Annotated in this window: 24 protein-coding genes, 1 tRNA gene and 1 other RNA gene; 12 read left to right on the forward strand and 14 right to left on the reverse strand. The window is 64.2% G+C overall.

Annotation, left to right across the window (positions count from 1 at the left end):
• Positions 1-31 precede the first annotated feature (31 nt).
• The 3 genes from R3P95_RS17865 to R3P95_RS17875 are packed head-to-tail and all read left to right on the forward strand — an operon-like array spanning position 32 to position 2,911.
• Positions 32-886 carry a tryptophan 2,3-dioxygenase gene (locus tag R3P95_RS17865; RefSeq protein WP_317549035.1) on the forward strand — a complete coding sequence of 285 codons (855 nt, stop codon included), beginning with the start codon at positions 32-34 and terminating at the stop codon, positions 884-886.
• A complete protein-coding gene (gene kynU, locus R3P95_RS17870; RefSeq protein ID WP_317549036.1) occupies positions 883-2,094 on the forward strand; it encodes a kynureninase in 1,212 nt (403 codons plus the stop codon). Before R3P95_RS17865 ends, kynU begins: the two co-directional genes overlap by 4 nt.
• The gene (locus R3P95_RS17875; RefSeq protein ID WP_317549037.1) at positions 2,075-2,911 is read left to right on the forward strand and encodes a PaaX family transcriptional regulator; all 837 of its coding nucleotides are present in this window, start codon (positions 2,075-2,077) and stop codon (positions 2,909-2,911) included. The genes kynU and R3P95_RS17875 overlap by 20 nt, the downstream gene beginning before the upstream one ends.
• Here R3P95_RS17875 and R3P95_RS17880 read toward each other — a convergent pair.
• The 9 genes from R3P95_RS17880 to R3P95_RS17920 form a co-directional block, all read right to left on the reverse strand.
• On the reverse strand, positions 2,908-3,651 hold the full coding sequence (locus R3P95_RS17880) for a queuosine precursor transporter (RefSeq protein WP_068054742.1): 744 nt from the start codon (positions 3,649-3,651) through the stop codon (positions 2,908-2,910). The two genes, R3P95_RS17875 and R3P95_RS17880, sit on opposite strands and share 4 nt — an antisense overlap.
• Before the next feature lie 78 nt (positions 3,652-3,729).
• Positions 3,730-4,578 carry a hypothetical protein gene (locus tag R3P95_RS17885; RefSeq protein WP_317549038.1) on the reverse strand — a complete coding sequence of 283 codons (849 nt, stop codon included), beginning with the start codon at positions 4,576-4,578 and terminating at the stop codon, positions 3,730-3,732.
• A gap of 103 nt (positions 4,579-4,681) precedes the next feature.
• On the reverse strand, positions 4,682-5,542 hold the full coding sequence (gluQRS, locus tag R3P95_RS17890) for a tRNA glutamyl-Q(34) synthetase GluQRS (protein ID WP_317549039.1): 861 nt from the start codon (positions 5,540-5,542) through the stop codon (positions 4,682-4,684).
• Positions 5,543-5,798: 256 nt separating this feature from the next.
• On the reverse strand, positions 5,799-6,305 hold the full coding sequence (locus R3P95_RS17895) for a hypothetical protein (RefSeq protein WP_317549040.1): 507 nt from the start codon (positions 6,303-6,305) through the stop codon (positions 5,799-5,801).
• A gap of 298 nt (positions 6,306-6,603) precedes the next feature.
• Complete coding sequence (locus tag R3P95_RS17900; protein ID WP_317549041.1) at positions 6,604-7,578, reverse strand: hypothetical protein; 975 nt, start codon at positions 7,576-7,578, stop codon at positions 6,604-6,606.
• Positions 7,579-7,819: 241 nt separating this feature from the next.
• The gene (locus tag R3P95_RS17905) at positions 7,820-8,851 is read right to left on the reverse strand and encodes an ABC transporter ATP-binding protein (protein ID WP_317549042.1); all 1,032 of its coding nucleotides are present in this window, start codon (positions 8,849-8,851) and stop codon (positions 7,820-7,822) included.
• Positions 8,848-9,621 (reverse strand): ABC transporter permease, encoded by a 774-nt coding sequence (locus R3P95_RS17910; RefSeq protein ID WP_317549043.1) that lies wholly within the window; start codon positions 9,619-9,621, stop codon positions 8,848-8,850. The genes R3P95_RS17905 and R3P95_RS17910 overlap by 4 nt, the downstream gene beginning before the upstream one ends.
• Positions 9,618-10,403: an ABC transporter permease gene (locus tag R3P95_RS17915; RefSeq protein ID WP_317549044.1), complete on the reverse strand. Its 786-nt coding sequence runs from the start codon at positions 10,401-10,403 to the stop codon at positions 9,618-9,620. Before R3P95_RS17915 ends, R3P95_RS17910 begins: the two co-directional genes overlap by 4 nt.
• Before the next feature lie 50 nt (positions 10,404-10,453).
• The gene (locus R3P95_RS17920; RefSeq protein WP_317549045.1) at positions 10,454-11,665 is read right to left on the reverse strand and encodes an ABC transporter substrate-binding protein; all 1,212 of its coding nucleotides are present in this window, start codon (positions 11,663-11,665) and stop codon (positions 10,454-10,456) included.
• 168 nt (positions 11,666-11,833) lie between these two features.
• Here R3P95_RS17920 and R3P95_RS17925 point away from each other — a divergent pair, with 168 nt between their 5' ends.
• The gene (locus R3P95_RS17925; RefSeq protein WP_317549046.1) at positions 11,834-12,502 is read left to right on the forward strand and encodes a TVP38/TMEM64 family protein; all 669 of its coding nucleotides are present in this window, start codon (positions 11,834-11,836) and stop codon (positions 12,500-12,502) included.
• Positions 12,499-13,110 carry a CDP-alcohol phosphatidyltransferase family protein gene (locus R3P95_RS17930; RefSeq protein WP_317549047.1) on the forward strand — a complete coding sequence of 204 codons (612 nt, stop codon included), beginning with the start codon at positions 12,499-12,501 and terminating at the stop codon, positions 13,108-13,110. The genes R3P95_RS17925 and R3P95_RS17930 overlap by 4 nt, the downstream gene beginning before the upstream one ends.
• On the opposite strand, the gene R3P95_RS17935 is transcribed toward R3P95_RS17930, so the two are convergent.
• Entirely contained in the window at positions 13,082-14,518 is a 1,437-nt protein-coding gene (locus R3P95_RS17935) for a dihydrolipoyl dehydrogenase family protein (RefSeq protein ID WP_317549048.1), read from the reverse strand. The two genes, R3P95_RS17930 and R3P95_RS17935, sit on opposite strands and share 29 nt — an antisense overlap.
• A gap of 63 nt (positions 14,519-14,581) precedes the next feature.
• On the opposite strand from R3P95_RS17935, the gene R3P95_RS17940 reads away from it, so the two are divergent.
• From R3P95_RS17940 to R3P95_RS17950, 3 genes are read left to right on the forward strand one after another with little or no spacing between them, the layout of a single operon-like run.
• Positions 14,582-15,229, forward strand: a complete 648-nt coding sequence (locus R3P95_RS17940) for a class I SAM-dependent methyltransferase (RefSeq protein ID WP_317549049.1) — start codon at positions 14,582-14,584, stop codon at positions 15,227-15,229.
• A gap of 59 nt (positions 15,230-15,288) precedes the next feature.
• Positions 15,289-16,155, forward strand: coding sequence for an alpha/beta fold hydrolase (locus tag R3P95_RS17945; protein ID WP_317549050.1), 867 nt, complete (start codon positions 15,289-15,291; stop codon positions 16,153-16,155).
• A gap of 33 nt (positions 16,156-16,188) precedes the next feature.
• The gene (locus tag R3P95_RS17950; RefSeq protein ID WP_317549051.1) at positions 16,189-16,806 is read left to right on the forward strand and encodes a dihydrofolate reductase family protein; all 618 of its coding nucleotides are present in this window, start codon (positions 16,189-16,191) and stop codon (positions 16,804-16,806) included.
• 13 nt (positions 16,807-16,819) lie between these two features.
• Here the strand turns inward: R3P95_RS17950 and R3P95_RS17955 are convergent, their stop codons facing one another.
• Together R3P95_RS17955 and R3P95_RS17960 are read right to left on the reverse strand one after the other, a co-directional pair.
• Positions 16,820-17,542 (reverse strand): mycothiol-dependent nitroreductase Rv2466c family protein, encoded by a 723-nt coding sequence (locus tag R3P95_RS17955; protein ID WP_317549052.1) that lies wholly within the window; start codon positions 17,540-17,542, stop codon positions 16,820-16,822.
• A 31-nt stretch (positions 17,543-17,573) separates the two neighbouring features.
• On the reverse strand, positions 17,574-18,482 hold the full coding sequence (locus R3P95_RS17960; protein ID WP_149407250.1) for a LysR family transcriptional regulator: 909 nt from the start codon (positions 18,480-18,482) through the stop codon (positions 17,574-17,576).
• A gap of 137 nt (positions 18,483-18,619) precedes the next feature.
• Here R3P95_RS17960 and R3P95_RS17965 point away from each other — a divergent pair, with 137 nt between their 5' ends.
• Both R3P95_RS17965 and R3P95_RS17970 read left to right on the forward strand, forming a co-directional pair.
• Positions 18,620-20,035, forward strand: a complete 1,416-nt coding sequence (locus R3P95_RS17965; RefSeq protein ID WP_094669902.1) for an MFS transporter — start codon at positions 18,620-18,622, stop codon at positions 20,033-20,035.
• Entirely contained in the window at positions 20,032-20,778 is a 747-nt protein-coding gene (locus R3P95_RS17970; RefSeq protein WP_149407251.1) for a 3-hydroxybutyrate dehydrogenase, read from the forward strand. Before R3P95_RS17965 ends, R3P95_RS17970 begins: the two co-directional genes overlap by 4 nt.
• A gap of 218 nt (positions 20,779-20,996) precedes the next feature.
• Here the strand turns inward: R3P95_RS17970 and R3P95_RS17975 are convergent.
• Positions 20,997-21,084: transfer RNA gene (locus R3P95_RS17975), tRNA-Ser, on the reverse strand.
• A gap of 95 nt (positions 21,085-21,179) precedes the next feature.
• Between R3P95_RS17975 and ffs the strand changes: the two genes are divergently transcribed.
• Positions 21,180-21,274, forward strand: an RNA gene (ffs, locus tag R3P95_RS17980) — signal recognition particle sRNA small type.
• A 53-nt stretch (positions 21,275-21,327) separates the two neighbouring features.
• Positions 21,328-22,614 (forward strand): aminotransferase class I/II-fold pyridoxal phosphate-dependent enzyme, encoded by a 1,287-nt coding sequence (locus tag R3P95_RS17985; protein ID WP_094638959.1) that lies wholly within the window; start codon positions 21,328-21,330, stop codon positions 22,612-22,614.
• 60 nt (positions 22,615-22,674) lie between these two features.
• On the opposite strand, the gene R3P95_RS17990 is transcribed toward R3P95_RS17985, so the two are convergent.
• Entirely contained in the window at positions 22,675-24,192 is a 1,518-nt protein-coding gene (locus tag R3P95_RS17990) for a DHA2 family efflux MFS transporter permease subunit (protein WP_317549053.1), read from the reverse strand.
• Between the last annotated feature and the right edge of the window lie 29 nt (positions 24,193-24,221).

Genomic DNA, 24,221 nt, shown 5'->3' on the forward strand with positions numbered 1-24,221 from the left:
CGAGATCAGCCCATCACCTCGAGGACCAGCCATGAGCGTCGAAGGCAATACCCGCGCGATAGAGAAGACCGTCGTCACCGACTTCAGAGACCGTATGAGTTACGGCGCGTACCTGGACCTCGACACGTTGCTCAGCGCCCAGAAACCGGTGAGCACCCCCAAGCATCACGATGAATTGCTGTTCATCATTCAGCACCAGACCACCGAACTGTGGCTCAAGCTGGTACTGCACGAGACCCTGGCCGCGCGAGCAGCTCTCGATGCCGACGACATCGGTACCGCGCTGAAATGTGTGGCCCGGGTCAAGCACATCCAGAAGACGTTGACCGAGCAGTGGTCGGTACTGGCCACTCTCACCCCGACGGAGTACTCGCAGTTCCGCGACTTCCTCGGCAACTCGTCGGGTTTCCAGTCGTATCAGTACCGGGCCGTGGAGTTCGTGCTGGGAAACAAGAATGCGGGCATGCTGACGGTCTTCGATTCCGATCCGGCTGCGCACCAATTGCTTTCGACGCTGCTGCACGAGCCGAGCCTGTACGACGCCTTCTGGCAATCGCTGGCCCGGCAAGGCTACGACGTGCCGGCATCTGCCCTCGATCGTGACGTCACCGCGGCGTACACGTTCAACGAGGACCTGATGCCGCTGATCAAGTTCGTCTACGAGAATCACACCGAACATTGGGCGGTGTACGAGGCCTTCGAGGAGTTCGTCGATCTCGAGGAGAACTTCCAGCTGTGGCGCTTCCGGCACATGCAAACGGTGCTCCGTATCATCGGGATGAAGAGCGGGACCGGAGGCTCGAGTGGTGTCGGATTTCTGCAGAAGGCACTCGAACTCACCTTCTTCCCCGAATTGCTCGCTGTGAGAACGGACATCGGACGATGACGGAACGCGCACTCGAACTCGACGAGAAGGATCCACTCCGCAGCTACCGCGACAAGTTCCTCGGCAGTGACGATCCGTCGATCAGCGCGTATCTCGACGGTAACTCGCTGGGCCGGCCCACCAAGGCCAGCGTCGAACGGATCAACACCTTCATGACGCAGGCCTGGGGTGGACGCCTGATCCGTGGCTGGGACGAGCAGTGGTTCGATCTCCCCGTCACCATCGGGGACGCCCTGGCCGACGCCACCCTCGGGGCAGCGCCCGGCCAGACCACCATCGGCGATTCGACGACGGTACTGCTGTACAAACTGGCGCGGGCTGCGATCGCCATGCGGCCGGGCCGCACCGAGATCGTCATCGACCGCGATAACTTCCCGACCGATCGATACTTGCTCGAAGGCATTGCAGCAGAGCTGAATATGACCCTGCGGTGGATCGAGACGGACCGCCGCGGTGGTATCGAACCGGAACAACTTGCGGAGGTGGTGGGGGAGAACACCGCCTTGGTGGTGATCACTCACGTCGCCTACCGTTCCGGCTTCCTCGTCGACGTGGCCGAGGCGACACGCATCACGCATGCTGCCGGAGCTTTGATGCTGCTGGATGTGTGCCACTCCGTCGGATCGGTACCGCTCGAACTCGATTCCTGGGGAGTGGATCTGGCCGTCGGGTGCACGTACAAGTACCTCAACGGAGGACCCGGCTCGCCGGCTTTCGCGTACGTGCGCAGTGATCTTCAGAGCGATTTCGTCCAGCCGATCTGGGGCTGGATGGGTCGCGCCGATCCGTTCGAGATGGCGCAGGGTTACGTTCCGGCACAGGGTATTCGACGCGTCATCAGTGGCACGCCGTCGGTGTTCGGAATGATCGCGATGCAGGACACCATCGAGATGATCGCCGAGGTGGGGATGGACGCGATACGCGCGAAGTCCGTTGCGCTGACCGAATACGCCCTCGAACTGGTCCGCGAGATGCTGGTACCGCTCGGGGTGGAGATCGCCTCACCCGAGGACGCGAATCGACGCGGCGGTCACGTCACCATCGACCATCCCGAGTTCAAGGCGATCACCGCTCGCCTGTGGGAGAAGGGCGTCATCCCGGATTACCGCGCGCCGCAGGGTATTCGCCTGGGATTGAGCCCTCTCAGTACTTCCTATCGAGAGGTGTACCTGGGAATCGTGGCGATCCGTGACGAACTCCGCTCCTAATCCTGCCGGGGCGATCCTCGACGACTTCGAGTCCCGTCCGGGAAGCGCCACCTCACTCGTGCGCACGGTGCTCGGGGCCTACGTTCGCCCGCTCGGAGGGTGGTTCGCCATCGCCGATGTCGTCATCTGGATGGACGCGCTCGGGGTGCCGCCGGAGAGCACGCGCATCGCGGTGGCCAGGTTGAAGAAGAAGGGCGTCGTCGTATCGAGTAATCGTGAGGGCCGCACCGGCTATCGCATCACCGAGCAGGCCGACGCCATGTTCGCGCGCGGCGACGGTCGGATCTTCGGGTTTCGGCGGATGGCCGACGGCGACCCGTTTCGGCTCATCTCGTTCACCATCCCCGAGACCCAACGCGCCGCGCGCCACCAGCTGAGGCGTCGACTCACCGGAATTGGCTGCGGCACAGTTTCACCCGGTTTATGGATCGCACCCGACTACCTCGCGGAGGAGGCCGGTGCCATTGTCGACGCGTTGGAGCTTTCGCCCTACGTGACGACTTTCGTCGCCTCCGAGGTCGCGCCGCCGACCACGTTGCGTGAGAGCGCTGCGCAATGGTGGGATCTGGCCGGCATCGCCGATCGGCATCGGGCATTTCTTGCCGCTTACGAGACCGTCGCCCCGGCTCGGAATCCGCGGGACGCGTTCGTCACGTTCGCGACGCTGCTCGACGAGTGGCGCGTCATTCCCTACGTCGACCCGGGCCTCCCGCCGTCCATGACACCGGAGGACTGGCCGGGAACCCGGGCCGTCGCGACATTCGAGGCAGCGCGAGGGCGCTACCTCGAGGTCAGTCGAGAATGGGTTGCGAGCTAACTGCTCTGGTACGACGGTTCCCGCTTCTTGATGTACGAGATGACGCGGTACGTGATGGGGAGGACGAGGACCTCGACGAGTGTCTTCCACAGGAATCCGACGACGACGTAGTTGATGAAGTCGGTCCACGTGCTGATGCCGATGACGCCGGCGGCGATGGCGCAGAAGATCAGCGTGTCGAAGAATTCGCCGACGACGGTTGAGCCGATCAGGCGCGCCCACAGGTGCTTTTCCTTGGTGCGTTCCTTGATCTTGACCAGGACGTAGGAGTTGAGCAGCTGGCCGACGGCAAAGCCGGCGAGACCGGCGAGTACGAGTCGGGGAACGACACCGACGACGGTTTCGAGGGCCTCTTGGTTCTCGTAGAACGAGGCGGCGGGGAGTTCGATGGCGATCCAGAAGCACACCGAGGTGAGGATCAGGGAGCCGAAGCCGAGGTAGATCGCGCGGCGTGCGGCTTTGAAGCCGTAGACCTCGCTGAGGACGTCGCCGAGGATGTAGGCGAGGGGGAACAGGAAGAATGCGCCGTCGGTGTTGATCGGCAGGATCTGCAGTGGTCCGAGCATGACGTCGGACGAGGCGAAGAAGGCGACACCTTTGCTGGCGGCCACGTTCGAGATCAGCAGCGTCGCGACGAAAAGCGCGACGATGGTGGGGTAGTAGCCCCGGCTGATGTGAGCGAACGTGGCCTGCCCAGACTCGGTGCCGCCGTTGGCGGCGGTGTGTTCGGTAGTAGTCACTGCTCGATCCAAGCACCGAGACGACGATGGGCGCGAATCCCGGGTGAGGGATGCGCGCCCATCGAGGCGGATCTCAGGTCAGGCGACGCGTCCGCGCACCGTGACGCGGTAGGCGTAGGTTCCGGCGATGATCGTGATCGGAATGGTCACCAGCAGGCCGACCACGAGCAGGATCGCACCGAGGACGTTCAGGCCGAACAGGGCGAGCGCGAGCACGAAGATCGTGCCACCGTTCGACGCGATCGCCTTGGCGCTGGCCTTGATGGCGGGGATCGGCTCGTCGCCGCGGTCGATGACGAATTGGAAGGTCCACCACGTGAAGAACGTGACGACGAGTCCGGGGATGACCAGCAGGATGTAGCCGATGCCGGTTGCGATGCCGACGAGGATGCCGGCGATGACGATGGCGAAGACGTTGTTGAACTGGAAGAACGACCCGAACGCGGGCTTCATCCCGTCCACCTCGTGCAGAGCGCCGCGGACGAGTGCCGCCTGAATGAGGAGCGTGGCGACTCCGACGATGACACTGAAGAACAAACTGAGGACGAAGTTGTCGGAGCTCAACACGTAGTTCAGAACGCCCTGGATGATCGCGGCGATGAGGACGATGCCGATCCAGACGAGGGCGTTTTCCTTGAACTTGTTGAAGCCGTAGCCGATGGCCGTTCCCACGGACAGCTGCGTCGGCATCGGTGACTCACCGAAGGCCGGAGGCGGCGGATAGTTGCCCTGCGGGGGCGGTGGGTAGTTGCCCGGGGGCGGGTAGTTGCCCTGCGGGGGAGGCGGGTAGTTGCCGGGTGGTGGATAGCCGCCCTGCTGAGGTGGTGGGTAGTTGCCCTGGGGAGGGGGCGGGTAGCCGCCCTGCGGCGGGGGATAGCCGCCGGGGTTCTGCGGATCCTTGTCGGGGTCGTAACCGCCTGAGGTCATCGTGTCCTTCTCCCTCGGGAAGAGTTGTCGCGGCCACTGTACGTCCGATTCGTGCGCAGTTGGGTCCTGTCGCATTGCAACGTGATCTCGATCGGTACAACGGTCAGAGATTCGAGGGGTCGAACACCCACGGTTCGCGCGGTACCAGCGTCGGCTTCCACTGTTCGAGCAGTTCCTCGGCGTCGTTCGCATTCGGCATGCCGAGCGAGGCGGTGATGAGCGACCACGCGTCGGGCCGCTCGCGCAGGGTCACCGCGCCGTCTCGCTTGGCCAGACGCTTGCCCTCGATGTTCAGAGCGAGAGGCACATGGACGTAGGTCGCGGGGGTGAGGCCGAGAAGTTGCGCCAGATATCCCTGCCGCGGCGCGGAGGTGAGGAGGTCGTCGCCGCGCACGATCTGGTCGACGCCCTGTGCGCCATCGTCGACGACGACGGCGAGGTTGTAGGCGGGGACGCCGTCGGATCGGCGGAGGACGAAGTCGTCCACCTGGCCCCTGTAGAGGCCGTGCAGCTGGTCGACGATGGTGAATTCGGTTACCTGCGAACGTAATCGAATGGCGGGTGGGCGGTCCTTCGCTGCTTTTTGGTCTGCGGTCAGATTTCGACAGGTTCCGGGATATGCGCCGTCGGGAGCGTGGGGTGCGGATGCCGCCTGTTGGATTTCCCGACGCGTACAGAAACATTCGTACGTCATCCCGGCGGCGGTGAGCGTGCGAATCGTGGCGTCGTAGATTTCCCGACGCTCGGATTGCCGCATGATCGGCCCGTCCCAGTCGAGTCCGATGGCGGCGAGGTCGTCCAGTTGACGTTGCTCCGAGCCGGGTTTCACGCGATCGAGGTCTTCGACGCGCATGACGAAACGTCGTTCAGTGGCGCGGGCGAAGAGCCAGGCCAACAATGCGGTTCGTAGATTGCCGAGATGCAAGTCGCCGGAGGGACTGGGTGCGAAGCGGCCGGCGGGCATGGGGTGATCTTAGTTTCTGGTGCGTTGTTGAAGTGCGGGGTGCTCTAACGATGGCCTTCGATGCTCGCGCATGCACCCGCCGGGCGCTTTGGTCCTCGGTTTTTTGCTGGTGGTTGGATCATCATGCGGGTCTTCGCAATCAAGGAAGACTTCGTTCACCGTGCTGCAGATCAGCACGCGAACGCGTTGATCGAAGCGGCGAGCGTAGTCGCAGCAGCCTGACGCACCGTTTCGACAGCTCTTGCGGGTTGCGGCTTCATTTGGGGGAGACCGCTGCTAACCCAAGAAAAGTTGCGGTGAGAGGCAAGTACAGCTCGCCCAGGGCTTTCGCCTTGTCGTCGGCCAAGACTCGATCCGGTGCTTCCGAATCTCTCCGATTGGCCGCGTAGCTGATCTTGCGTTCCATCTTTGGGTCCAGCGGAAGCTCGCTACAGGCATTCAGGCCCTTTTCGGTGGCGACTCCTGGCTTGTACAAGACGATGGGAGTCGGCTGCCCGGCTAGTTCCCGTTGCCCCTCGCTGATCAGCTCCTTCGCGAGCGGTTTTCTGCGACAGTGAATGATCTTAACGACTCCGGCGTCTTCGAAGACAAAGTCATCCGAGTCAAGATCGATCTCACGCGCTACCTTGTCTACTACGAGGACTCCAATCGCCGTTTCATCGACGCAGTCGACCACTACCCATGCCCAGAACCACGTTCCCTGAGCACCGGATGGGTCAAGCTGGTGAGCAGCAACGATGCGGTATGGCTCGTCCTCGGTCATAAAGCAGTCTTGCACGGGAGATAGCCGTGCCTTGCGCACGACCGCCGATATCAAGGAAGAACAATGTCGACAATGACTCTTCAATGACTTGCTGGTCGATCTCCGGTACTGCCCACCACAGCGCGGTTGATCAACCGTGATGCCTTGCTTGAACCGTCGTCTGGGATACAACAGAGTGACTCGGGGCCCCGCCGTCAACTCACGTTGACCGTGCGGTAACTGGACATCCTCAAACGGAACTTGTGTGCCCGAAGTCTGGTGCTAGCAGCGAGCCTTATTTCCTGCCTTGATTCGAGGCTTAGCTGGGCGGCTGCTTACGCGGGTGAGATCCGTAATAGAAACGACCTTGCCTGGGATTTAGCCCGCGACCCGAGATCGTGTATTCGAGGGGCGGCCCCTTGTCGATGGTAGTGTTCCATCCTCCCACCGATGCGACGGCTGGATGAAAAATCATGCCCGGCAGTAATGCGAATGGGGTGTACACGCGGGGATGGTCCGCCCATTGGTCGGGATCGTCGCCGGCTCCCGCCGGCATCGGTATCTGTATGGACGTGTCAGCCTGATTGAAAGTGACTTCGATTCTGCGCTCGGTGGGCTGCAGCGTGACCGCGAGTACGTCTTCACCGACGACGTCAGACATCTGGCCTGTAGTGCGAACCGCATCCGTCATCAAGGATTGGAACTTGTGCGCCGAGGTGGACCCGTGTCTTTTCAGTGCCTGGCGGAGCATTCCGTGAACGAGTGGATTGTAGGAGCCGACGGCGTTCACATGAAAGGTTTGACTGGGCACGTGTCGTTTGGCTAGTTCGGTGTGTGTTGTTCCTGACTCGCAGTGCACTGTTTCGAACATGACCTGGCGGAGGCGGGGTGTGGCGTGTTGAAGGCCTGCACCGAGGATGGTGGTTGGATAGCGCCGAACGTGTGAGGGGAGCCGAGTATAGGCGTTTTCGATCGCTGCTGAGAGCCGGCTAGTGATTGACCGGTAGTGCATTTTGTCTGCAGGGAGTCCCCAAGCGGAAATTCCGCTTCCAGCAAGATTCTTCTGGCCTGATATTGCTTCGGCGATGAATTGGTCTGTTGGTATGCCGTCCAAGTAGGCGAGGCCGGTGTAGCCGATAACAAGCCAGCAGTCACTAGCGACGACGATTACCGTCTTGTTGCTGGCAATGTCCCACGCTTGGCTTCGGTTCTTGACCCGGCTCGGCACGGTGATCAGTCGGTCGCTTGTGTGAAACACGTGGTGGCCGACCGTCGCAGCCAGGATGAGGGTCACTGTGCAGATACTAGTCTGGCCCCGAGATTACCGTTCTCTCGTTTCGTAACATAAAGAATTACGTTCGCGAGGTTGAGCGATTCAGGCCGCCGCGTCGAGGGGTCGATCTAGACAATAGGTCAGCTAACGTGGGGCGGCCGTATCCTGACGTTGTGTTAACTGCAGTTTTCGTACGGGCGGGGTCGAGAACCACGGCGTCCAAACGCTCACGGCGTAAGCCCCTTCGCCTTTCCATCCATAGTTACCGACCGATAACGAACCGCGCCCCACCCGGAATCTTCAATCCCACTGCATCCGCGACCCGCACAGTAGATCCCGCCGCCAACTCCACTTTCAACACCGTCGAGCCCACCGTCACGTCGGCGATGCTGCGAAATCCGGTTGGCCTTAGACCCGAAACAACCCCACGAATCCCGTTGTCATTCAGCGCAATCAGCTCATGTCGCAACAGCAGCACGGCAGGCCCGGCCGGCAGATAAACTCCGTCGACCTCCAGCTCCCCGAGCTCGGAGCTATGCACCCCAACCCCATCCCACTGCCCCTCGATTTCGTTCATCCCGCCCATCAGTCGCGAGACTGCCAACGTGCTCGGGCGCGTGTAGGCCGTTGCGATATCGGAGTGATGCTCCAATCGGCCGTCGATGAGCACCGCCACCGAATCGGCCAGCACCGCCGCTTCCTGCTGATCGTGGGTGACGAGTAGCAGGGTCTGATCCAGCGTCGAACGCAATTCGCGCACCAGATCGTGCATCTCGGTACGCAACACCGGGTCCAGCGCACTGAATGGTTCGTCCAACAACAACACTCGCGGCGACCCGGCGAGTGAACGCGCCAACGCCACCCGCTGCGCTTGCCCGCCCGACACCTCGGAGACCGCCCGTCCCCCGATGTCACCCAGATGCACCAGGTCGAGGTACTCCCGGGCACGTTCGCGCGAACGCTTGCGACTCTCCCCGGCAGCTCGGTAGGCGAAGCCGATGTTGTCGAGTACCGACATGTGCGGGAACAACATCGGACGCTGAAACACCATTCCGACGCCGCGCTTCTCGGCCGCTGTATCGGTCACCTCGTGGCCGTCGATGTGCACGGTGCCGGCAGTGGGCGAATCCAGTCCCGCGATGAGCCGCAGCGCCGTGCTCTTTCCCGAACCCGACGGCCCGAGAATCGCCGTACACGACCCCGGCGGCACGGTGAGATCCAACGAATCCAGTGCCGCAACCGATTGACCGGTATGGACTTTGGTGAGTCCGTGTACGGACAGTTCGACGCTCATCGTGCACTCCTACGACGCAGCCGGGCCAGCATGAGCACCAGCAACAGCGGCGGCACCACGGCGGCGACCGACAGCGCAGCCACCACCGAATCGTTACCGGTTCCCGCAGCGAACGAGGCGACGAGAATGGGCACGGTGACCAGTCTGCCTCCACCGATCAACAAGGTGATCACGTAGTCGCTCCACGCCACGAGGAACGCGAGCAACGCCGCCCCCGCCAACGCCGGAGCCAGCAGGGGAATGCGAATTCGCCGCAGCACCATGGCACTCGACGCACCGAGAGTGCGTGCCTCCTCCTCGTAGCCGATGTCGTACGCGCCGAACGCCACTCGCATCAGATACGTCGTGTACGGAATGGCCGCAACGGTCAGCAACGCGATCACCGCCACCGTGCTCGGAATGCGTGAGCGCAGCACCAGAACATCGAGTCCCAATGCCACGGCGAACGGGGGAAGGGCAAGCGGCGCGAAGAGGATCCCGGCCACGAAAGCGGGGAAGCGGACAGTACCGTTCACCAGGGCGCGAGCGGCCAACGCGCCCAATGGCGTTGCGATGGCGGCGACGACGAGAGCGAGAAGGGTCGATCGCACGAACGCATCGACGCCACCAGTGTCGAGAGCACTCCTAACGCCGTCGAATCCCCATTCCTGGGGAACCGAACCGGGAAACGACCAGCGATTGCTGATGGCCCACAAGACAACCGGAATCAGCGGCAGCAGGAACCACAGGACCAGAGCGGACCTGCCGACGGCGGGAAGAACCCTTTTCATCTCCACGCTGCCGATCTGCGCAGATAGTGCAGGGCCACGGCGGCCACGACCACCGTCAGCGCGGTAGCGATCGTCGCGGCAGCTGCTGCCTGCGGACGCGTCTGAAGATCGATCGAGGTGAACAGGCGAATTGCCATCACCGACAACGGCTCCGGATACGGTCGACCCAGAATGCGGGCCACCTCGTAGGAGCCGACGGTATAGGCGAACGCGATGGCCGCCGACGCGATCAGCGCGGGACGAGCCAACGGCAGAGTGACCAACCGGAGCCGAGCCCACCGGCCGGCACCCAAGGTCGCCGCCGTCTCTTCGAATGCGGCGACTCGGGTGGCGAGCGTTCCGGCCACGACGACGGCTACGAAAGCCGATTCCTTCCAGGCATATTCGGCGACGACAGCGATCCACCACCGCCCGCCGACCAACTCCGGCCAACCGCCGTCGGTGAGTCCGAGAATGCGGGGCAGCATGCCCGAATCCGCCAGCAACAGGGCCATCGCGGCCGCCCCGATCAAGTGCGGCACCGTGACGGCCAATCCGGCGGCGACCAACGCGGCGCGTCCACCCGACAACGCCGTCAGCGCCGCGGCAAGCCCGATCACCGTGGCCAACGCCGTCGACACGACGGCAATCGACAGCGTCAGCACCACCGAGCGCCACAGGTCATCGCCCAGAGCGGAGTATGCGTCGACCGATAGTTCGGGGGTTCCGACCAACGGCATCAGACCCAGGCTCTGCAGCACCACGGTTCCGAGACCGCCGCCGACGACCAGAACTACCAGCACTACGGCAGGCAAGACCGCCGCCGTGCCGCGAAAGCTCTTCGTGGACGCGCTCACTGACCGGCGAGCACGCTTCGACGCCAACCCTCGTCGACCGGCGAGACCCAATCGGCCGAGAGTTCGGGATGCGCGTTTTCCGACAGCTCCTCGTAGGAGGGCAGAACAGTCGAGCTCGGCAACGCCTCGAACCGGGCTCGGGCGTCATCGGGCAATCGGTCGATATCGAGCACGGTGAACTGCCCCCACACGTCCGGCGTCGCCTTTTCGAGTTGTTGCTCGGGCGACAAAGCAAGATTGGCAACCACCTGAGCCGCGGCCGACTTCCCCGACGTCGACGGAATGGCAAGGAAACTCGCATTCCCGACGGTTCCCTCGTCGAGAGTCAGGACGCGGGTCTCCGGTGGGAAGGTGCCGTCGGCGACGAGCTTCGGGAGGGTTGCGGGGCCGTACGTCATCGTCATGTCGACCTGGCCACCGGCGTAGAGGGCGTCGAGCTCGGAGGAGGACTGCGGGTACGTCGTTCCCTCGCGCCACAGCGACGGGGCGAGCTCGTTCAATTGATCGAACAACGCCGGGGCCAAGCGGTCGTAGGAGTCCTGATCGAACTGAGCGGGAACCTCGTCGACCCCGCCGGAGGCATTGATCAACGCCTCACGCACGAACACCGAGCCGGTGAAGTCCGGGGGAGCGGGGTAGGTGAAGCGACCCGGGTTCGCGCGAGCCCAGTCGAGCACGCCGTCGAATGTCGTCGGCGGATCGGGGATGGCTGCCGCGTTGTAGACGAGGGTGAATTGAGCTTTGTGCCAGGGTGATTCGCAGTTCTCGACCGGAGTGCCGAAGTCGTCGAGCAACAGCTGATCCTCGGGATCGGTCAGTTCCATGTTCGGCAGATTCTGCGGCCAGCCGCACAGCCATGCGCCGGCCTGCTTACCGGTGCCGAAGTTCGCGCCGTTGACCCACACCAGATCCACTTCGCCGTCGGTGACCCCGGCCTGTCGCTCGGACAGGATGCGGTTCACGGCGTCGGTGGTCGATTCCACCGGCACGCGCCGCAGCGTGACACCTTCCGCGGCCGCCGCGGGGGTGAGCACGTCGTCGACGTAGGCATTGCCCTGCTCGTCGCCGCCGTACATCCAGAGCGAGACGGTCTGCCCCTGCGCCTGCTGTTCGATCTCGCTCCACGACTGCGCCTCGGCAATCGGTGCTTCCGAATCCGGCGCAGCGCAGGAGGTCAGCAGCAGCCCTGCGCTCGCCGCAATCGTCACTGCGCACCGTACTGAACGAATCACCGTGGGCCCTCCAGATCAACCGAAGCAGCCATCGTCGACGCTGCCCTCACCACCGTAATCGGTCGAATGAGACAACCGCTGAACACGCGGGCACACGGGTCTTGTGCACAATGGATCCTGACCGCCGGACGAGAGGCACACACCGTGACGCAGGACCGCCCGACGCGTAGTCGCCGCGGCACCACCCTGAAATTGCTCGCGGCTGCCGTGGTCGTCATCGCTCTGGTGATCGTGCTCGGCACCGTCGACCTACCCGATCCGTCGTTAATCCGTGACCGAGTCGCATCGGCCGGGCCGTGGGGCATCGCGCTGTTCGTGGTGCTCTATGCCGTCCTGTCGGCCACTCCGTTCCCCGCCAGCACGTTGACCATCGCGTCGGGACTGCTGTTCGGATTGGCGGTGGGCGCAACCGTCGTGGTGTTCGCCGCCACGATCGGGGCGTATCTCGGGTACTGGGGAGCGCGGGCGCTGGGACGCGGCCAGGTGGCCCGCACCGAATGGGACAGGCTCCGCCGGCTCGACGCCATGCTCGGACGACGTGGATTGCTCTCGGTTCTACTCGTGCGTCTGGTGCCGCTGCCGTTCTCCTTGGTCAACTACGCGGCCGGAGTCAGCGCGGTGGGGCAACGTGACTACGTGGTGGGCACGATGGTCGGCATCGTGCCGGCGACTGTCGCCTACACCGCGCTCGGGGCCTACGGAACGTCTCCATTCTCGTGGCCGTTCGCCATCGCATTGCTCGCAGTACTGGCTATCGCGGCCGGTTCGGCGCTGTTGGCACGCCGCCTGGGTCTCACCGGCGCTGCCGAATGATCGACAGCTTTCTGCGTCGCCACCTCGAAAGCCCGCTCGATCGCTGTGCCCGGGCCCTCGACCGCCCCGCGATCACACCCGACCGCATCACCGCCGCTGGACTGGTGCTCGGCCTCGGCAGTGCACTGGCCGCGGGGCTGCAGTTCTGGTTGCTCGCCTTGGTGTTGTGGATCGTCTCCCGCATCGCCGACGGCCTGGACGGGCCACTTGCGCGTAGGCGTTCCAATACGGCTGGTGCGGGCGGATTCTTCGACATCACCGCCGACTTCGTGGTGTACGGCACCACGGTGGTGGGCGTCGCGGTCGGTGCCTCGGCCGGATACGACGCCCCCTGGTGGCCGTTCTTGCTGGTGCTGTTGGCGTACTACATCAACGGCACCGCGTTCCTGGCGTTCTCCTCGATCGCCGAGCGCACCGGTCGTACCATCGACGACGGTCGATCGCTGTCGTTCCTGGGCGGATTGGCCGAGGGTGCCGAAACCATTGCGGTGCACAGTCTCTGGCTACTGCTGCCCGGTATCTCGTGGCAGATCGCGGTGGTCTGGGCGGCGGTGGTCGCGGTGAGCTCCACCCAGCGAATCATCGCTGGGTATCGCGCGCTCTCCTGATCCACGTGCCGCGCACTTTCGCCAGTGCGGTCGTTGCTCGGGAAATCACCGGAGAACCCAACTGCGCCTTCACGTCTGCTATCGCCGCGTTCCACGGTCCGTCGTTGTACGTCGGATACGGATGGGTGGCTCCGGCTAGGTCACGGGTACGCAGCCCCTGCTCGATGGCGATGATCAGCTCGCCGATCGTCTCGCCCGCTCGCGGTCCCACCACACACGCCCCGACGATGCGACGCTTGGCATCGAGCACCAGCGTCGTCGATCCGTTCGTAGCTTTCTCGGTGACGGCGCGATCGACGTGGTGGTGGTCCAGAATTTGCAGCCGTAGTCCGCGACTGCGAGCGGTCCGCACATCGATTCCCGCCGAGGCGATCTCGGGATCGGTGAACGTCACCCGCGGAGTTCCCGTCGTACTCACTTTTCGGTTCAGACCGAGTGCCGCATTGCTCGCAGCCAGACTGCCGTGCACACCCGCAGTGTGCGTGAACTGAGGATGACCGGTGAGATCTCCGGCCGCCCAGATGCGAGGATTGGTGGTTCGCAGATGCTCGTCGACCTGCACGAATCCGTTGTCGTTCAGTTTCACACCGGCCGCGTCCAAGCCGAGCGACGCGGTTCTCGGAGTCCGTCCGGTGGCGATGAGCACTCGATCGAATGGGATCTCGACACCCGTATCGGTCACGGCCGAGCCGTCGGCGATGCGCACGACGGTGGTGCAGGTCAGCACGCGCACGCCCTCGTCGGTCAACGCCTGCGTCAGGATCGACGAGGCCTCAGGATGCTCGCGGGGAAGGATCGTGGCCGACCGTCCGACGAGGGTGACGTCCGATCCGAGACGCGAGAATGCCTGCGCCATTTCGCAACCCACCGTACCGGCACCGACTATGAGCAGTCGCTGCGGCAAGTCCTTCAGATCCCACAGGGTGTCACTGGTCAGATAGTCCACGTTGTCGATGCCGTCGATCGCCGGCACCGTGGGATGCGCGCCGGTGGTCACGATTGCCTGACCGAAATGCAGTATCCGCGTTCCGACTTTCACCGTGTTCGCACCCGTGAAAACGGCGTCGCCACTGATCACGTCCACCCCGGCTTCGGTGAGTGCCTCCGGCGAATCGATCGGCGCGATCTCGGCGATCGAGCCGTGTACGTGCTGCATAACGCGTGCGAAATCCACAATCGGTGGCTGGGTGACGATGCCGAAGCGGGACGCGGATCGAACCGTCTGTGCCGCCGAGGCCGCCGCGAGCAGTGCTTTGGACGGAACGCATCCGGTCCAGAGGCAATCGCCGCCGGTGCGTTCGCGCTCGATCAGCACGACGCGAACGCCGAAGCCAGCTGCGGTCTTCGCCGCCACGATGCCGGCGGTGCCGCCGCCCACCACGACCACGTCGGCACGGTTCTCGGGCACACTCGAAGACGAACGACGGATTCCCATACTTCCCACTATGCCCGCGCCCTGGAGAGACCCGACATGAGACGACCGACGAAATACACGATGTCGGCCCGCCTGTACGACGTGATCTCCTTCGAATGGCCGGTGTATCGAGCCGGTCGGGAGTCGGCGTTCGAGCTGCTGAATCTGCCTGCGGGAAGCCATGTTCTGGACCTCGGCTGCGGTACGGGTCTGAACTTCGCCGGTTTGCAGCGGATGATCGGACCGACCGGCTCGATCACCGGAGTCGACGCGAGCTCACAGATGCTCGAACAGGCCAGGCGGCGAGCCGACCGAGCCGGCTGGGACAACGTCACGCTGGTCGCCGCCGACGCCACGGCCCTCACCAGCGCGGATCTGGGCGAGGCTGAGTTCGATGCTGCGCTGAGTACGTATGCGCTCTCGCTGATGACGCCGTGGCAGGCGGCTCTCGACTCGATGATCGCGCACACTCGCGAGGGCGGTGCCGTGGCCGTCGTCGATATGCAGCGACCCGTCGGACGGGCGGCGGTGTGGACCCCGCTGGCGAAGCTTGCCTGCCGACTCGGAGGGTCAGACATCGAGGCACATCCGTGGACGACGATGACGCCACGGCTGCATGATCTGTCGACTCGCTCCGTTCGCGGCGGCCACATCCAGGTTCGCGTCGGGACTGTTGTATCTCGCCCAGCAGCGCCGAGTTCGTAACCGACGCTCGCCTGCGTGACGACCGGTGAGTTTTTGCTCGCGCCGAGGTCCACCTGATCATGACGACACAGACCGTTTCCGTTCGCGGTGCGACCCTGACCTACGACGTGATCGGCGAGCTCGAGCCCGGGGCCACGCCCTTGGTGCTCATCGGCTCACCGATGGATGCCAGTGGGTTCGGTACGTTGGCATCGCACTTCCGCGACCGGGTGGTCGTCACCTACGACCCGAGAAATGTCGGACGTAGTCGACGAGACGACGCGACCGCGGCGGTCACCGTCGGCGAACATGCCGACGACCTGCATGCAGTGCTCACCGCCGTCGGCCACGGTCCTGTCGATGTCTTCGCCTCCAGCGGGGGCGCGGTCAATGCGCTGGTTCTCGTCAGCAAGTACCCGTCCGACGTTCGGACGTTGGTGGCCCACGAACCGCCCGCCGGAGGCACTCTGCCGGACCACGAGAACATTGCGGCGGTGTGCGCACACATGGTGGCCACGTACGACGCTCACGGCCGAGGCCCGGCCATGGCCGAATTCATGTCGCTGCTGATGCACGTAGGCCCCATCGACGATGCGTTCTTCGCTCGCCCGGCACCGGACCCGGCGCAGTTCGGCCTTCCGACCGAGGACGACGGAACCCGCGACGATGCCCTGATGTCCAACATGCGCGGGGGAGGCGTCGATTTCGCGCCGGATGTCGATGCATTGCGCGCTGCTCCCACCGCGGTGGTGATCGGCGTAGGGGAAGAATCCGGCGGTCCCGAGGACGGTCACATCGCGGCTCGCGCAGCGTATTCGACTGCAGCGCTCCTCGGATCGGAGCCGATCGTCTTTCCCGGCGGCCACTCGGGCTTCCTCGGCGGCGAATTCGGCCAAACGGGAAAGCCGACCGAATTCGCCGAGACACTACGAAAAGTATTGATCTGAAAGAGATTCCGTCCTACAAAACCAGGAGCAATCATGGGCCTCATCACGTTGGAGCTGTTCGCCACCCTCGACCTCGTCGCACAATCACCCGGAAGCCCCGAGGAAGATCCCGAGAATTTCCCCTACGGTGGCTGGCAGGTTCCTCTGCTCGACGAGGTCTCCGGAGCGCAGGTCGACGCCGCATACGAGGGCACGGACGCGCTCCTGCTCGGGAGGCACACCTACGACATCTTCGCCGCGTACTGGCCGAACCAAAAAGGCTCGTTCGCAACGTTGTTCAACGCCATACCGAAATACGTGGCCTCGCGCGGCACACCCGATCTGCGGTGGGACGGTTCGACTCAACTCGGACCGGACCTGGTCGGCGCGGTGCGCGAAATCCGAGATCGACACGACCACATCAAGGTCGTCGGAAGCCTCGATCTGGTTCAGACTCTGTTGCGCGAGAAGCTCTTCGATCGACTCGATCTGTGGGTGCATCCCATCCTGCTCGGAGTGGGAAAGAGAGTCTTCGCCGACGGCACCGTGCCCAGTAACCTGACGTTGCTCGTGCCACCGGCTGTCGGTGACAAAGGCACTGTCTACCTGTGTTACGGCCTCGATGCCGGAACCCCGGAAGTCGGCAACATGGACGATGTTCTGGGCGAATAATTCTGCGGGTAACTCACTTCTTCTGGCGTCGGCTCCCACCGTGCCAGTCCTGCTGCACGCCCGCCTCGTCCTCCTGAACGCCCAGCGCCTTCAGCTGGGGGAGCTCACGCAGACTGCGCTTCATCTCGGCGAATCCGGGGAAGCGAGCGAGTCCGATCACGTTGTCCCACAGTGGCACTGCCTCTTCGTCGCTGGGTAGACGGCTGATCACCGGCCCGAAGAACGCGACGCCGTCCGGCGGCTCGAAGGCGATGATGGGGGTGCCGACGTCCTTGCCGGTCAGTGAGAGAGCATGATCGGTTTCGGCCTGGATCTCGTCGTCGAGGGACGAATCATCCAGTGCTGCAGTGTGACGGGTGGGCAGTCCGAGTTGTTCGAGGATCGGCCCGAGGAATTCTGCGGTGCCGCGATGGCCGTGGCTCGTAGCGTCGTCGGGCACGACCTCGGTGTCGAAGATGTGGGTGCCGAGGGCCTCGTACAGTGGCCCGATCGCGGCCGACCCGTGCTCACGACGAATATCGGCAGCAGCCCGCAACAGCCGCAGACCCGCGGTGTGCCCGGCCTCGTACTCGGGTGGAAAGTGCGCGTCGTAGTCGATGTGCGAGTTGAGCAGTCGCAGCGAGATGAACCGCCAGTCGACGGTGTAGTCGCGCTGGGCCTGGACCTTGCGAACCCATTTGCTGGTCATCCAGGCGAACGGGCACACCGGATCGAAATAGAACTCGATATCTGTCATCGGGGGGACTCTCCTTATGGGACGTAGGTATTCAGTGTTCACCCAGCAGTGCCGAGCGCTGTTCGGTGACGACGGCCCGGATGGCGTCGACCACCGCCGACACCTCCGGCCGTCGCAGTGTTTCGGTACGGGTGACGAGCCAGTAGGTCAGTTTCACGGCGATGGCGTCGGGCAGGACTCGTCGGAGGTCGGGGTGGCGGTCGGCCATGAAGCACGGCAACAGCCCGATGCCCGCGGATGCGCGGGTGGCCTCGACGTGGACGAAGACGTTGGTGGAGGTGACCGATTCGCGCATCGTCGGGGTGAAGTTGGGGGCCAGATCGAGATCGTCGACGTGCAGCATCGAATCGATGAAGTAGATGAACGGGTGTGCGGAGAGGTCGGCCGGCACCTGCGGAGTTCCGTGGTCCTCCAGATAGTCCTCGGATGCGTAGAGGCCGAGTAGATAGTCCCCGAGCCGGATGGCCTCGGCGCGATGCACTTGCGGTTGGCCGACGACGATCTCGATGTCCAGGCCCGATCGTTGCTGCGACGCGCGCCGGGTGACCGCCACGATTTCCACGGACACCCGCGGATGAGCGCGCTGCACCCGCGCCGCGGCCGGAGCCGCGATGTAGGCGCTGAATCCGTCGGTCGCCGAAATTCGTACGACGCCTTCCAACGCGCCGACATCGCTCGAGACGAGGGTGCGCAGCGCATCCTCGACGGCCTCCGCCGCGGCCAGTGCGCCGCGGCCAAGCTGTGTCAGTTCCCAGCCACCGGCACCACGGGTGAGAACCCGGCCGCCGAGCGTGTCCTCGAGTGCGGCGATGCGTCGGGAAATGGTCGTGTGGTTGATGCCCAGGTCGTCGGCGGCGGAGCTGTAGCGACCGGTACGACTGACAGCGAGCAGCACCAGCAGGTCGTCTGCACTGGGGATCTTCGCGCCACCGAGCGTCATGTGTGCAGTTTTGCAGATCCGACCTGCGTTCATGGCTCTTGCGCCCACAAACATCTGCACCAATACTCAGAGCAACCCGCAGTTGTGTGGTCCATCACATGCATGAACGTGACGTGCTGAGTAACACAGGAGAAAACATGAGCGTCGATCAGCCGCTGACAGAACGACCAGAACCGGATCCCGATGCCACGCCCACAGGCCTGAAGAAGGTCGTCGGGGCGTCGATGGCAGGCACCATCGTCGAGTGGTACGAGTTCTTCCTCTACGGCACCGCCGCAACGCTGGTGTTCAGCAAGATCTTCTTCGCTGCCGGAACCAGTGAGCTCGACGCGATCCTCGCGGCCTTCGTCACCTACGCCGTCGGGTTCGTCGCACGTCCGTTGGGCGGCATCGTCTTCGGCCACTACGGCGACAAGTACGGCCGAAAGAAGTTGCTGCAGTTCAGCCTCGTCCTCGTCGGCGGAGCCACGTTCCTCATGGGCTGCCTACCGACCTTCGAGGCCATCGGCTACTGGGCACCGGGACTGCTGGTGACCCTGCGATTCATCCAGGGCTTCGCCGTCGGCGGCGAATGGGGCGGCGCGGTTCTCCTCGTCGCAGAACACAGCCCGAACAAGTCCCGCGGATTCTGGGCCAGCTGGCCGCAGGCCGGCGTCCCCGCAGGCAACCTGCTCGCCACCGTCGCGCTGCTCGTCCTGACGACCACACTGTCCGACGAAGCCTTCCTCAGCTGGGGCTGGCGCGTCGCGTTCTGGCTCTCCGCCGTCATCGTCTTCGTCGGCTACTACATCCGCACCAAGGTCTCCGACGCCCCGATCTTCCTCGAGGCACACAAGCAGGCCGAGGTCATCAAGGCCGCGTCGTACGGCGTCTTCGAGGTCGTCAAGCGTTACCCGCGTGGCGTGTTCACCGCGATGGGACTGCGCTTCGGTGAAAACGTCATGTACTACCTCGTCGTCACCTTCTCCATCACGTACCTGTCGGTCGAGGTGGGTACCGACACCTCCACGATCCTGTGGTGGATGCTCATCGCCCACGCGATTCACTTCTGCACGATTCCGTTGGTGGGCAAGCTCGCCGACCGCGTCGGACGTCGCCCGGTCTACTTCGCCGGAGCCGTCACCGCAGCAACGTGGGGCTTCTTCGCCTTCCCGATGATGAACAGCGGCCACAACGTCGTCATCATGCTGGCCATCATCATCGGTCTGATGTTCCACGCCTTCATGTACGCCACGCAGCCGGCCATCATGGCCGAGATGTTCCCGACGCGGATGCGGTACTCCGGTGTGTCCCTCGGCTACCAGGTCACCTCGATCGTCGCCGGTTCGCTGGCCCCGATCATCGCGGTCAAGCTGCTCGACATCTACGGCTCGTCCGTCCCGATCGCGGTGTACCTGGCCGTGGCCTGCGCGATCACCGTCGTGGCCGTCGTCGTCGCTCGGGAGACCAAGGGACTGGCGCTGGAAAGCATCGACATCGCCGACGCCAAGAACCTGGCCACCGAGGCCGAGCTGGCGAAGGCCGGTCTGCTCGACAAGACTGCACAGCGATGACCGACCTGAACGGACGCTCCGCCCTCGTCACCGGGGGAGCGTCCGGCATCGGGGCCGCGTGTGCACGCGAGCTCGCCGGTCGCGGTGCCCGCGTCACCGTCGCCGATGTGAACGACGTTGCCGCAAAGGAATTGGCGTCGGAGATCGGTGGAGACGTCTGGTCGGTGGATCTGCTCGACACCACCGCGTTGGACGACCTTCGGTTGGACGTCGACATCCTCGTCAACAATGCGGGTATCCAGACCGTCGCACCGATCGTCGACTTCGACCCGGGCGCATTCCGCAGAATCCAGACGCTGATGGTCGAGGCACCGTTCCTTTTGGTCCGAGCTGCGTTGCCGCACATGTACTCTCGCGGTTTCGGTCGGGTGGTGAACCTGTCCTCGGTGCACGGACTGCGTGCCTCGGAATTCAAGGTCGCCTACGTCACCGCGAAACACGCACTCGAAGGACTGTCGAAAGTGACGGCTCTCGAAGGTGCCGCCCACGGTGTGACGAGCAACTGCGTCAACCCGGGATACGTCCGAACGCCGCTGGTGGAAACACAGATCGCAGACCAGGCCAAGGCACACGGCATCCCCGAGAACGAGGTACTCGAGAAAGTTCTGCTGACCGAGGCGGCCATCAAGCGACTCGTCGAACCGGCCGAAGTCGCCTCACTGGTGGGCTGGTTGACCTCCGAAAACGCCGGCATGGTGACCGGAGCGTCATACACCATGGACGGTGGTTGGTCGGCTCGATAGTTCGGCCCCGCCCCGCGTCAATGGACCACTGCATACGTCTGGCCGCGTCAATGTGACATCGACGCGGAGACGTGAACTGGGTGGATGGACCACTGCCTACGTCTGACCGGTGCAGTGGTCCATTGACGCGAACGGGGTGGGCGCGAACCAGAGCGGGCGGGTGAACAATCTCGCCTCGAACAGCAAGAAGCCCCCGTGACATGTCACGGGGGCTTCTCTGGCGGAGGATAGGGGATTTGAACCCCTGAGGGCGTTAACCCAACCCGCGTTCCAGGCGAGCGCCATAGGCCACTAGGCGAATCCTCCGTGGGGGAGCTTACCCGGTTACCCCCACCATCTCCCAAATCGGGAGGCGCGAAGGGTGGTGATGTGATGTCGGACGGGAGGCGGCTACACTTCCTAACGGATCCCGCGCGGCGCGCATCCTGTGAACTCCCCCAGGGCCGGAAGGCAGCAAGGGTCAATGGGCTCTGCCGGGTGCGCGGGGTCCCCTTTATTTCAGTGACATCGACACTGTCCGGGGAACCCGTCACCGAGAGGCCGCTCCGCATGCCAGCGCAAACCCAGTTGGGTCTGATGAACCATGAGGAGCTTGCCTCCGAGCACGAGCGGCAGAGCGCGAAGTACACGCAGCTCAAAGCCGAGAAGCTCACTCTCGATCTCACCCGCGGCAAGCCGTCGCCCGAGCAGCTCGATCTCGCTGCTGACCTGCTGACGCTTCCGGGTGCGGATTACAAGGACGGCAACGGCACCGACTGCCGCAACTACGGCGGCCTCGCGGGCCTGCCGGAACTGCGTGCCATCTTCGGTGAACTTCTCGGCATCCCGGTGAAGAACTTGCTCGCCGGCAACAACGCCAGCCTCGAGATCATGCAGGACCTGGTGGTCTGGGCGCTGCTGCACGGGCTGCCCGATTCCCCTCGCGCCTGGTCGGCCGAGCCGAACGTGCGCTTCCTCTGCCCTTCGCCCGGCTACGACCGGCACTTCGCGATCACCGAGAGCTTCGGCATCGAGATGATCCCGGTTCCGATGGGACCCGACGGCCCGGACGTGCACGAGATCGCCAACCTGGTGGCGTCGGATCCGCAGATCAAGGGCATGTGGGTGGTGCCGAACTACGCGAACCCCACCGGTGCCGTCTACTCGGAGGACGTCGTTCGCGCGCTGGCCACCATGCCTGCGGCCGCACCCGATTTCCGACTGTTCTGGGACAACGCCTACGCGGTGCATCCATTGACCGAGGAATTCGCGCCGTCGTACGACGTGTTGGGCATGGCCGCCGAGGCCGGGTTCCCCAACCGCCCGTTCGTGTTCGCGTCGACCTCGAAGATCACGTTCGCCGGTGCCGGGGTCAGCTTCCTCGGCAGTTCCGAGGAGAACCTCGCCTGGTACCAGAAGCATTTCGGCAAGAAGAGCATCGGCCCGGACAAGTTGAACCAGCTGCGGCACCTGCGCTTCTTCGGCGATGCCGCCGGTGTGCGGGCCCACATGGCCAAGCATCGCGAGATCCTGGCCCCCAAGTTCGCTCTGGTGCAGCAGATCCTCGAGGACCGGCTCGGTGCGTCGAAGATTGCATCCTGGACCGAGCCCAAGGGCGGCTACTTCATCAGCCTCGACGTGCTCGAGGGCACGGCCGCGCGGTCGATCGCGCTGGCCAAGGAAGCCGGAATCGCTCTGACGGCCGCCGGCTCGGCCTTCCCGTACGGAAAAGATCCGGAAGACAAGAACATTCGCCTCGCCCCGAGCTTCCCGTCACTCGGTGAGCTGGAGAAGTCGATGGACGGCGTCGCGACCTGCGTTCTGCTGGCCGCGACGGAGAAGCTGCTCGAAGGCTGACGCACGTGAGCGGAACTTCGTAGCAGGCTACGAGGTTCCGCTCACATGCGGCGAAGCCGCTCAGTGCCCGACGACTACCGCACCTTCGGGTGCCGACGGCAGTGGCCCACTCTTGAGCAGCGTTGCCGACAGCACCGCGCCGAGCAGGAAGATTCCCGACGCCCACCAGAACGTGGTGGTGTAGCTGGCGATCTCCGCGTTGGCCTGTAGCAGTGCCACATCGGTTGCCGTCGCCATGTTCGAGCTGACGTAGCTGGTCGCCGCATTGGCTGCCACGGTGCTCAGCAGCGCCGTGCCGATCGAGCCGCCCACCTGCTGCATCGTGTTCACCGTTGCCGATGCGACACCGGAATCGTCGGGGTCGACGCCCGAGATTGCGCCCTGCATGGCCGGGGCCATGGTGGCTCCGAGCCCGAGGCCCATGATGACCAGGCCGGGCAGGATGTGCGTGACGTAGCTGCTGTCGACGTCGATCTGCGTCAGCAGTGCCATGCCGATCGAGGCCACGACCAGGCCGGTCGTCATCAGGATGCGGGGTCCGAAGCGAGGCAGGATCAGCGCCGTGGACAGCGTCGCCGTGAGGATCAGCGACGCGATCATCGGCATGAAGGCGAACCCGGTGGTGATGGGCGTGTACTTCAACGTGTTCTGCAGGTAGTACGTCAGGAACAGGAACACCGCGAACATGCCTGCGCCGGTGACGAATACAGCGAGGAACGATCCCGCACGAGTGCGGTTCAGCACGATCCGCAACGGCAACAACGGATGCTCGACGCGCATCTGGATGGTCACGAACACTGCGAGCAGTACGACACCGGCGGCCAGGAATCCGAGGGTGACCGAGTTGCCCCAGCCGTCGGACTCGGCGTGAGCGAAGCCGTAGACGATGGAGAACAGTGCGGCCGAGACGGCGAGGGTGCCGGGGATGTCGAGCTTGGGGCGGACGTCCACCTTGTGCTTGGCCAGGAACAGGAACCCGCCGACGAAGGCGAGTGCGGCGAAGATCAGGTTGACGTACAGGCTCCAGCGCCAGTTGGCCCATTCGGTGAGCATGCCGCCCAGCAGCAGGCCGAGAGCGCCGCCGCCGCCGGCGATGGCACCGAAGATGCCGAATGCCTTGGCGCGTTCCTTGGTGTCGGTGAAGGTGGTGGCCAACAGGGACAGGGCCGCGGGGGCGAGCAGAGCGCCGAAGACACCCTGACCGGCGCGAGCCGCGACCAGCATGCCGAAGTTGACGGCCGCGCCGCCCACAGCCGACATCAGCGCGAAACCGACGAGCCCGATGAGGAAGGTGTTGCGTCGTCCGAAGAGGTCGCTCAGTCGTCCACCGAGCAGCAGCAGGCTGCCGAACGCGAGTGCGTACGAGGTGACGACCCAGGAGCGGTCGGCGTTGTCGAAGCCCAGGTCGAGCTGGGCGGCGGGGAGTGCGATGTTCACGATGGTCGCGTCGAGCACGACCATGAGCTGAGCCAGCCCGAGCGTCGCGAGAATCAGCCAACGATTCCGATGCGAACGTTCGTCGACCGGCGTGGTGTTCGACGTGGCGTCGCCCACGTTCTCCGATGAAAGGGCGGTCATAGTGTCCTCGGTTCGACTATGCGGAGGTG

The sequence above is a fragment of the Rhodococcus cercidiphylli genome (genome assembly GCF_033042225.1).
In the GTDB taxonomy this organism is placed as follows: domain Bacteria; phylum Actinomycetota; class Actinomycetes; order Mycobacteriales; family Mycobacteriaceae; genus Rhodococcoides.

Excerpts from the sequence above, each read along its gene's own strand:
- R3P95_RS17945 (WP_317549050.1), top strand. The coding sequence starts at position 15,289 with ATGACGACACAGACCGTTTCCGTTCGCGGTGCGACCCTGACCTACGAC.
- gluQRS (WP_317549039.1), bottom strand. The coding sequence starts at position 5,542 with ATGCCCGCCGGCCGCTTCGCACCCAGTCCCTCCGGCGACTTGCATCTC.
- R3P95_RS17965 (WP_094669902.1), top strand. The coding sequence starts at position 18,620 with ATGAGCGTCGATCAGCCGCTGACAGAACGACCAGAACCGGATCCCGAT.
- R3P95_RS17930 (WP_317549047.1), top strand. The coding sequence starts at position 12,499 with ATGATCGACAGCTTTCTGCGTCGCCACCTCGAAAGCCCGCTCGATCGC.
- R3P95_RS17905 (WP_317549042.1), bottom strand. The coding sequence starts at position 8,851 with ATGAGCGTCGAACTGTCCGTACACGGACTCACCAAAGTCCATACCGGT.
- R3P95_RS17910 (WP_317549043.1), bottom strand. The coding sequence starts at position 9,621 with ATGAAAAGGGTTCTTCCCGCCGTCGGCAGGTCCGCTCTGGTCCTGTGG.
- R3P95_RS17960 (WP_149407250.1), bottom strand. The coding sequence starts at position 18,482 with ATGACGCTCGGTGGCGCGAAGATCCCCAGTGCAGACGACCTGCTGGTG.
- R3P95_RS17885 (WP_317549038.1), bottom strand. The coding sequence starts at position 4,578 with ATGACCTCAGGCGGTTACGACCCCGACAAGGATCCGCAGAACCCCGGC.
- R3P95_RS17895 (WP_317549040.1), bottom strand. The coding sequence starts at position 6,305 with ATGACCGAGGACGAGCCATACCGCATCGTTGCTGCTCACCAGCTTGAC.
- R3P95_RS17985 (WP_094638959.1), top strand. The coding sequence starts at position 21,328 with ATGCCAGCGCAAACCCAGTTGGGTCTGATGAACCATGAGGAGCTTGCC.
- R3P95_RS17970 (WP_149407251.1), top strand. The coding sequence starts at position 20,032 with ATGACCGACCTGAACGGACGCTCCGCCCTCGTCACCGGGGGAGCGTCC.
- R3P95_RS17940 (WP_317549049.1), top strand. The coding sequence starts at position 14,582 with ATGAGACGACCGACGAAATACACGATGTCGGCCCGCCTGTACGACGTG.
- kynU (WP_317549036.1), top strand. The coding sequence starts at position 883 with ATGACGGAACGCGCACTCGAACTCGACGAGAAGGATCCACTCCGCAGC.
- R3P95_RS17990 (WP_317549053.1), bottom strand. The coding sequence starts at position 24,192 with ATGACCGCCCTTTCATCGGAGAACGTGGGCGACGCCACGTCGAACACC.
- R3P95_RS17955 (WP_317549052.1), bottom strand. The coding sequence starts at position 17,542 with ATGACAGATATCGAGTTCTATTTCGATCCGGTGTGCCCGTTCGCCTGG.
- R3P95_RS17865 (WP_317549035.1), top strand. The coding sequence starts at position 32 with ATGAGCGTCGAAGGCAATACCCGCGCGATAGAGAAGACCGTCGTCACC.
- R3P95_RS17950 (WP_317549051.1), top strand. The coding sequence starts at position 16,189 with ATGGGCCTCATCACGTTGGAGCTGTTCGCCACCCTCGACCTCGTCGCA.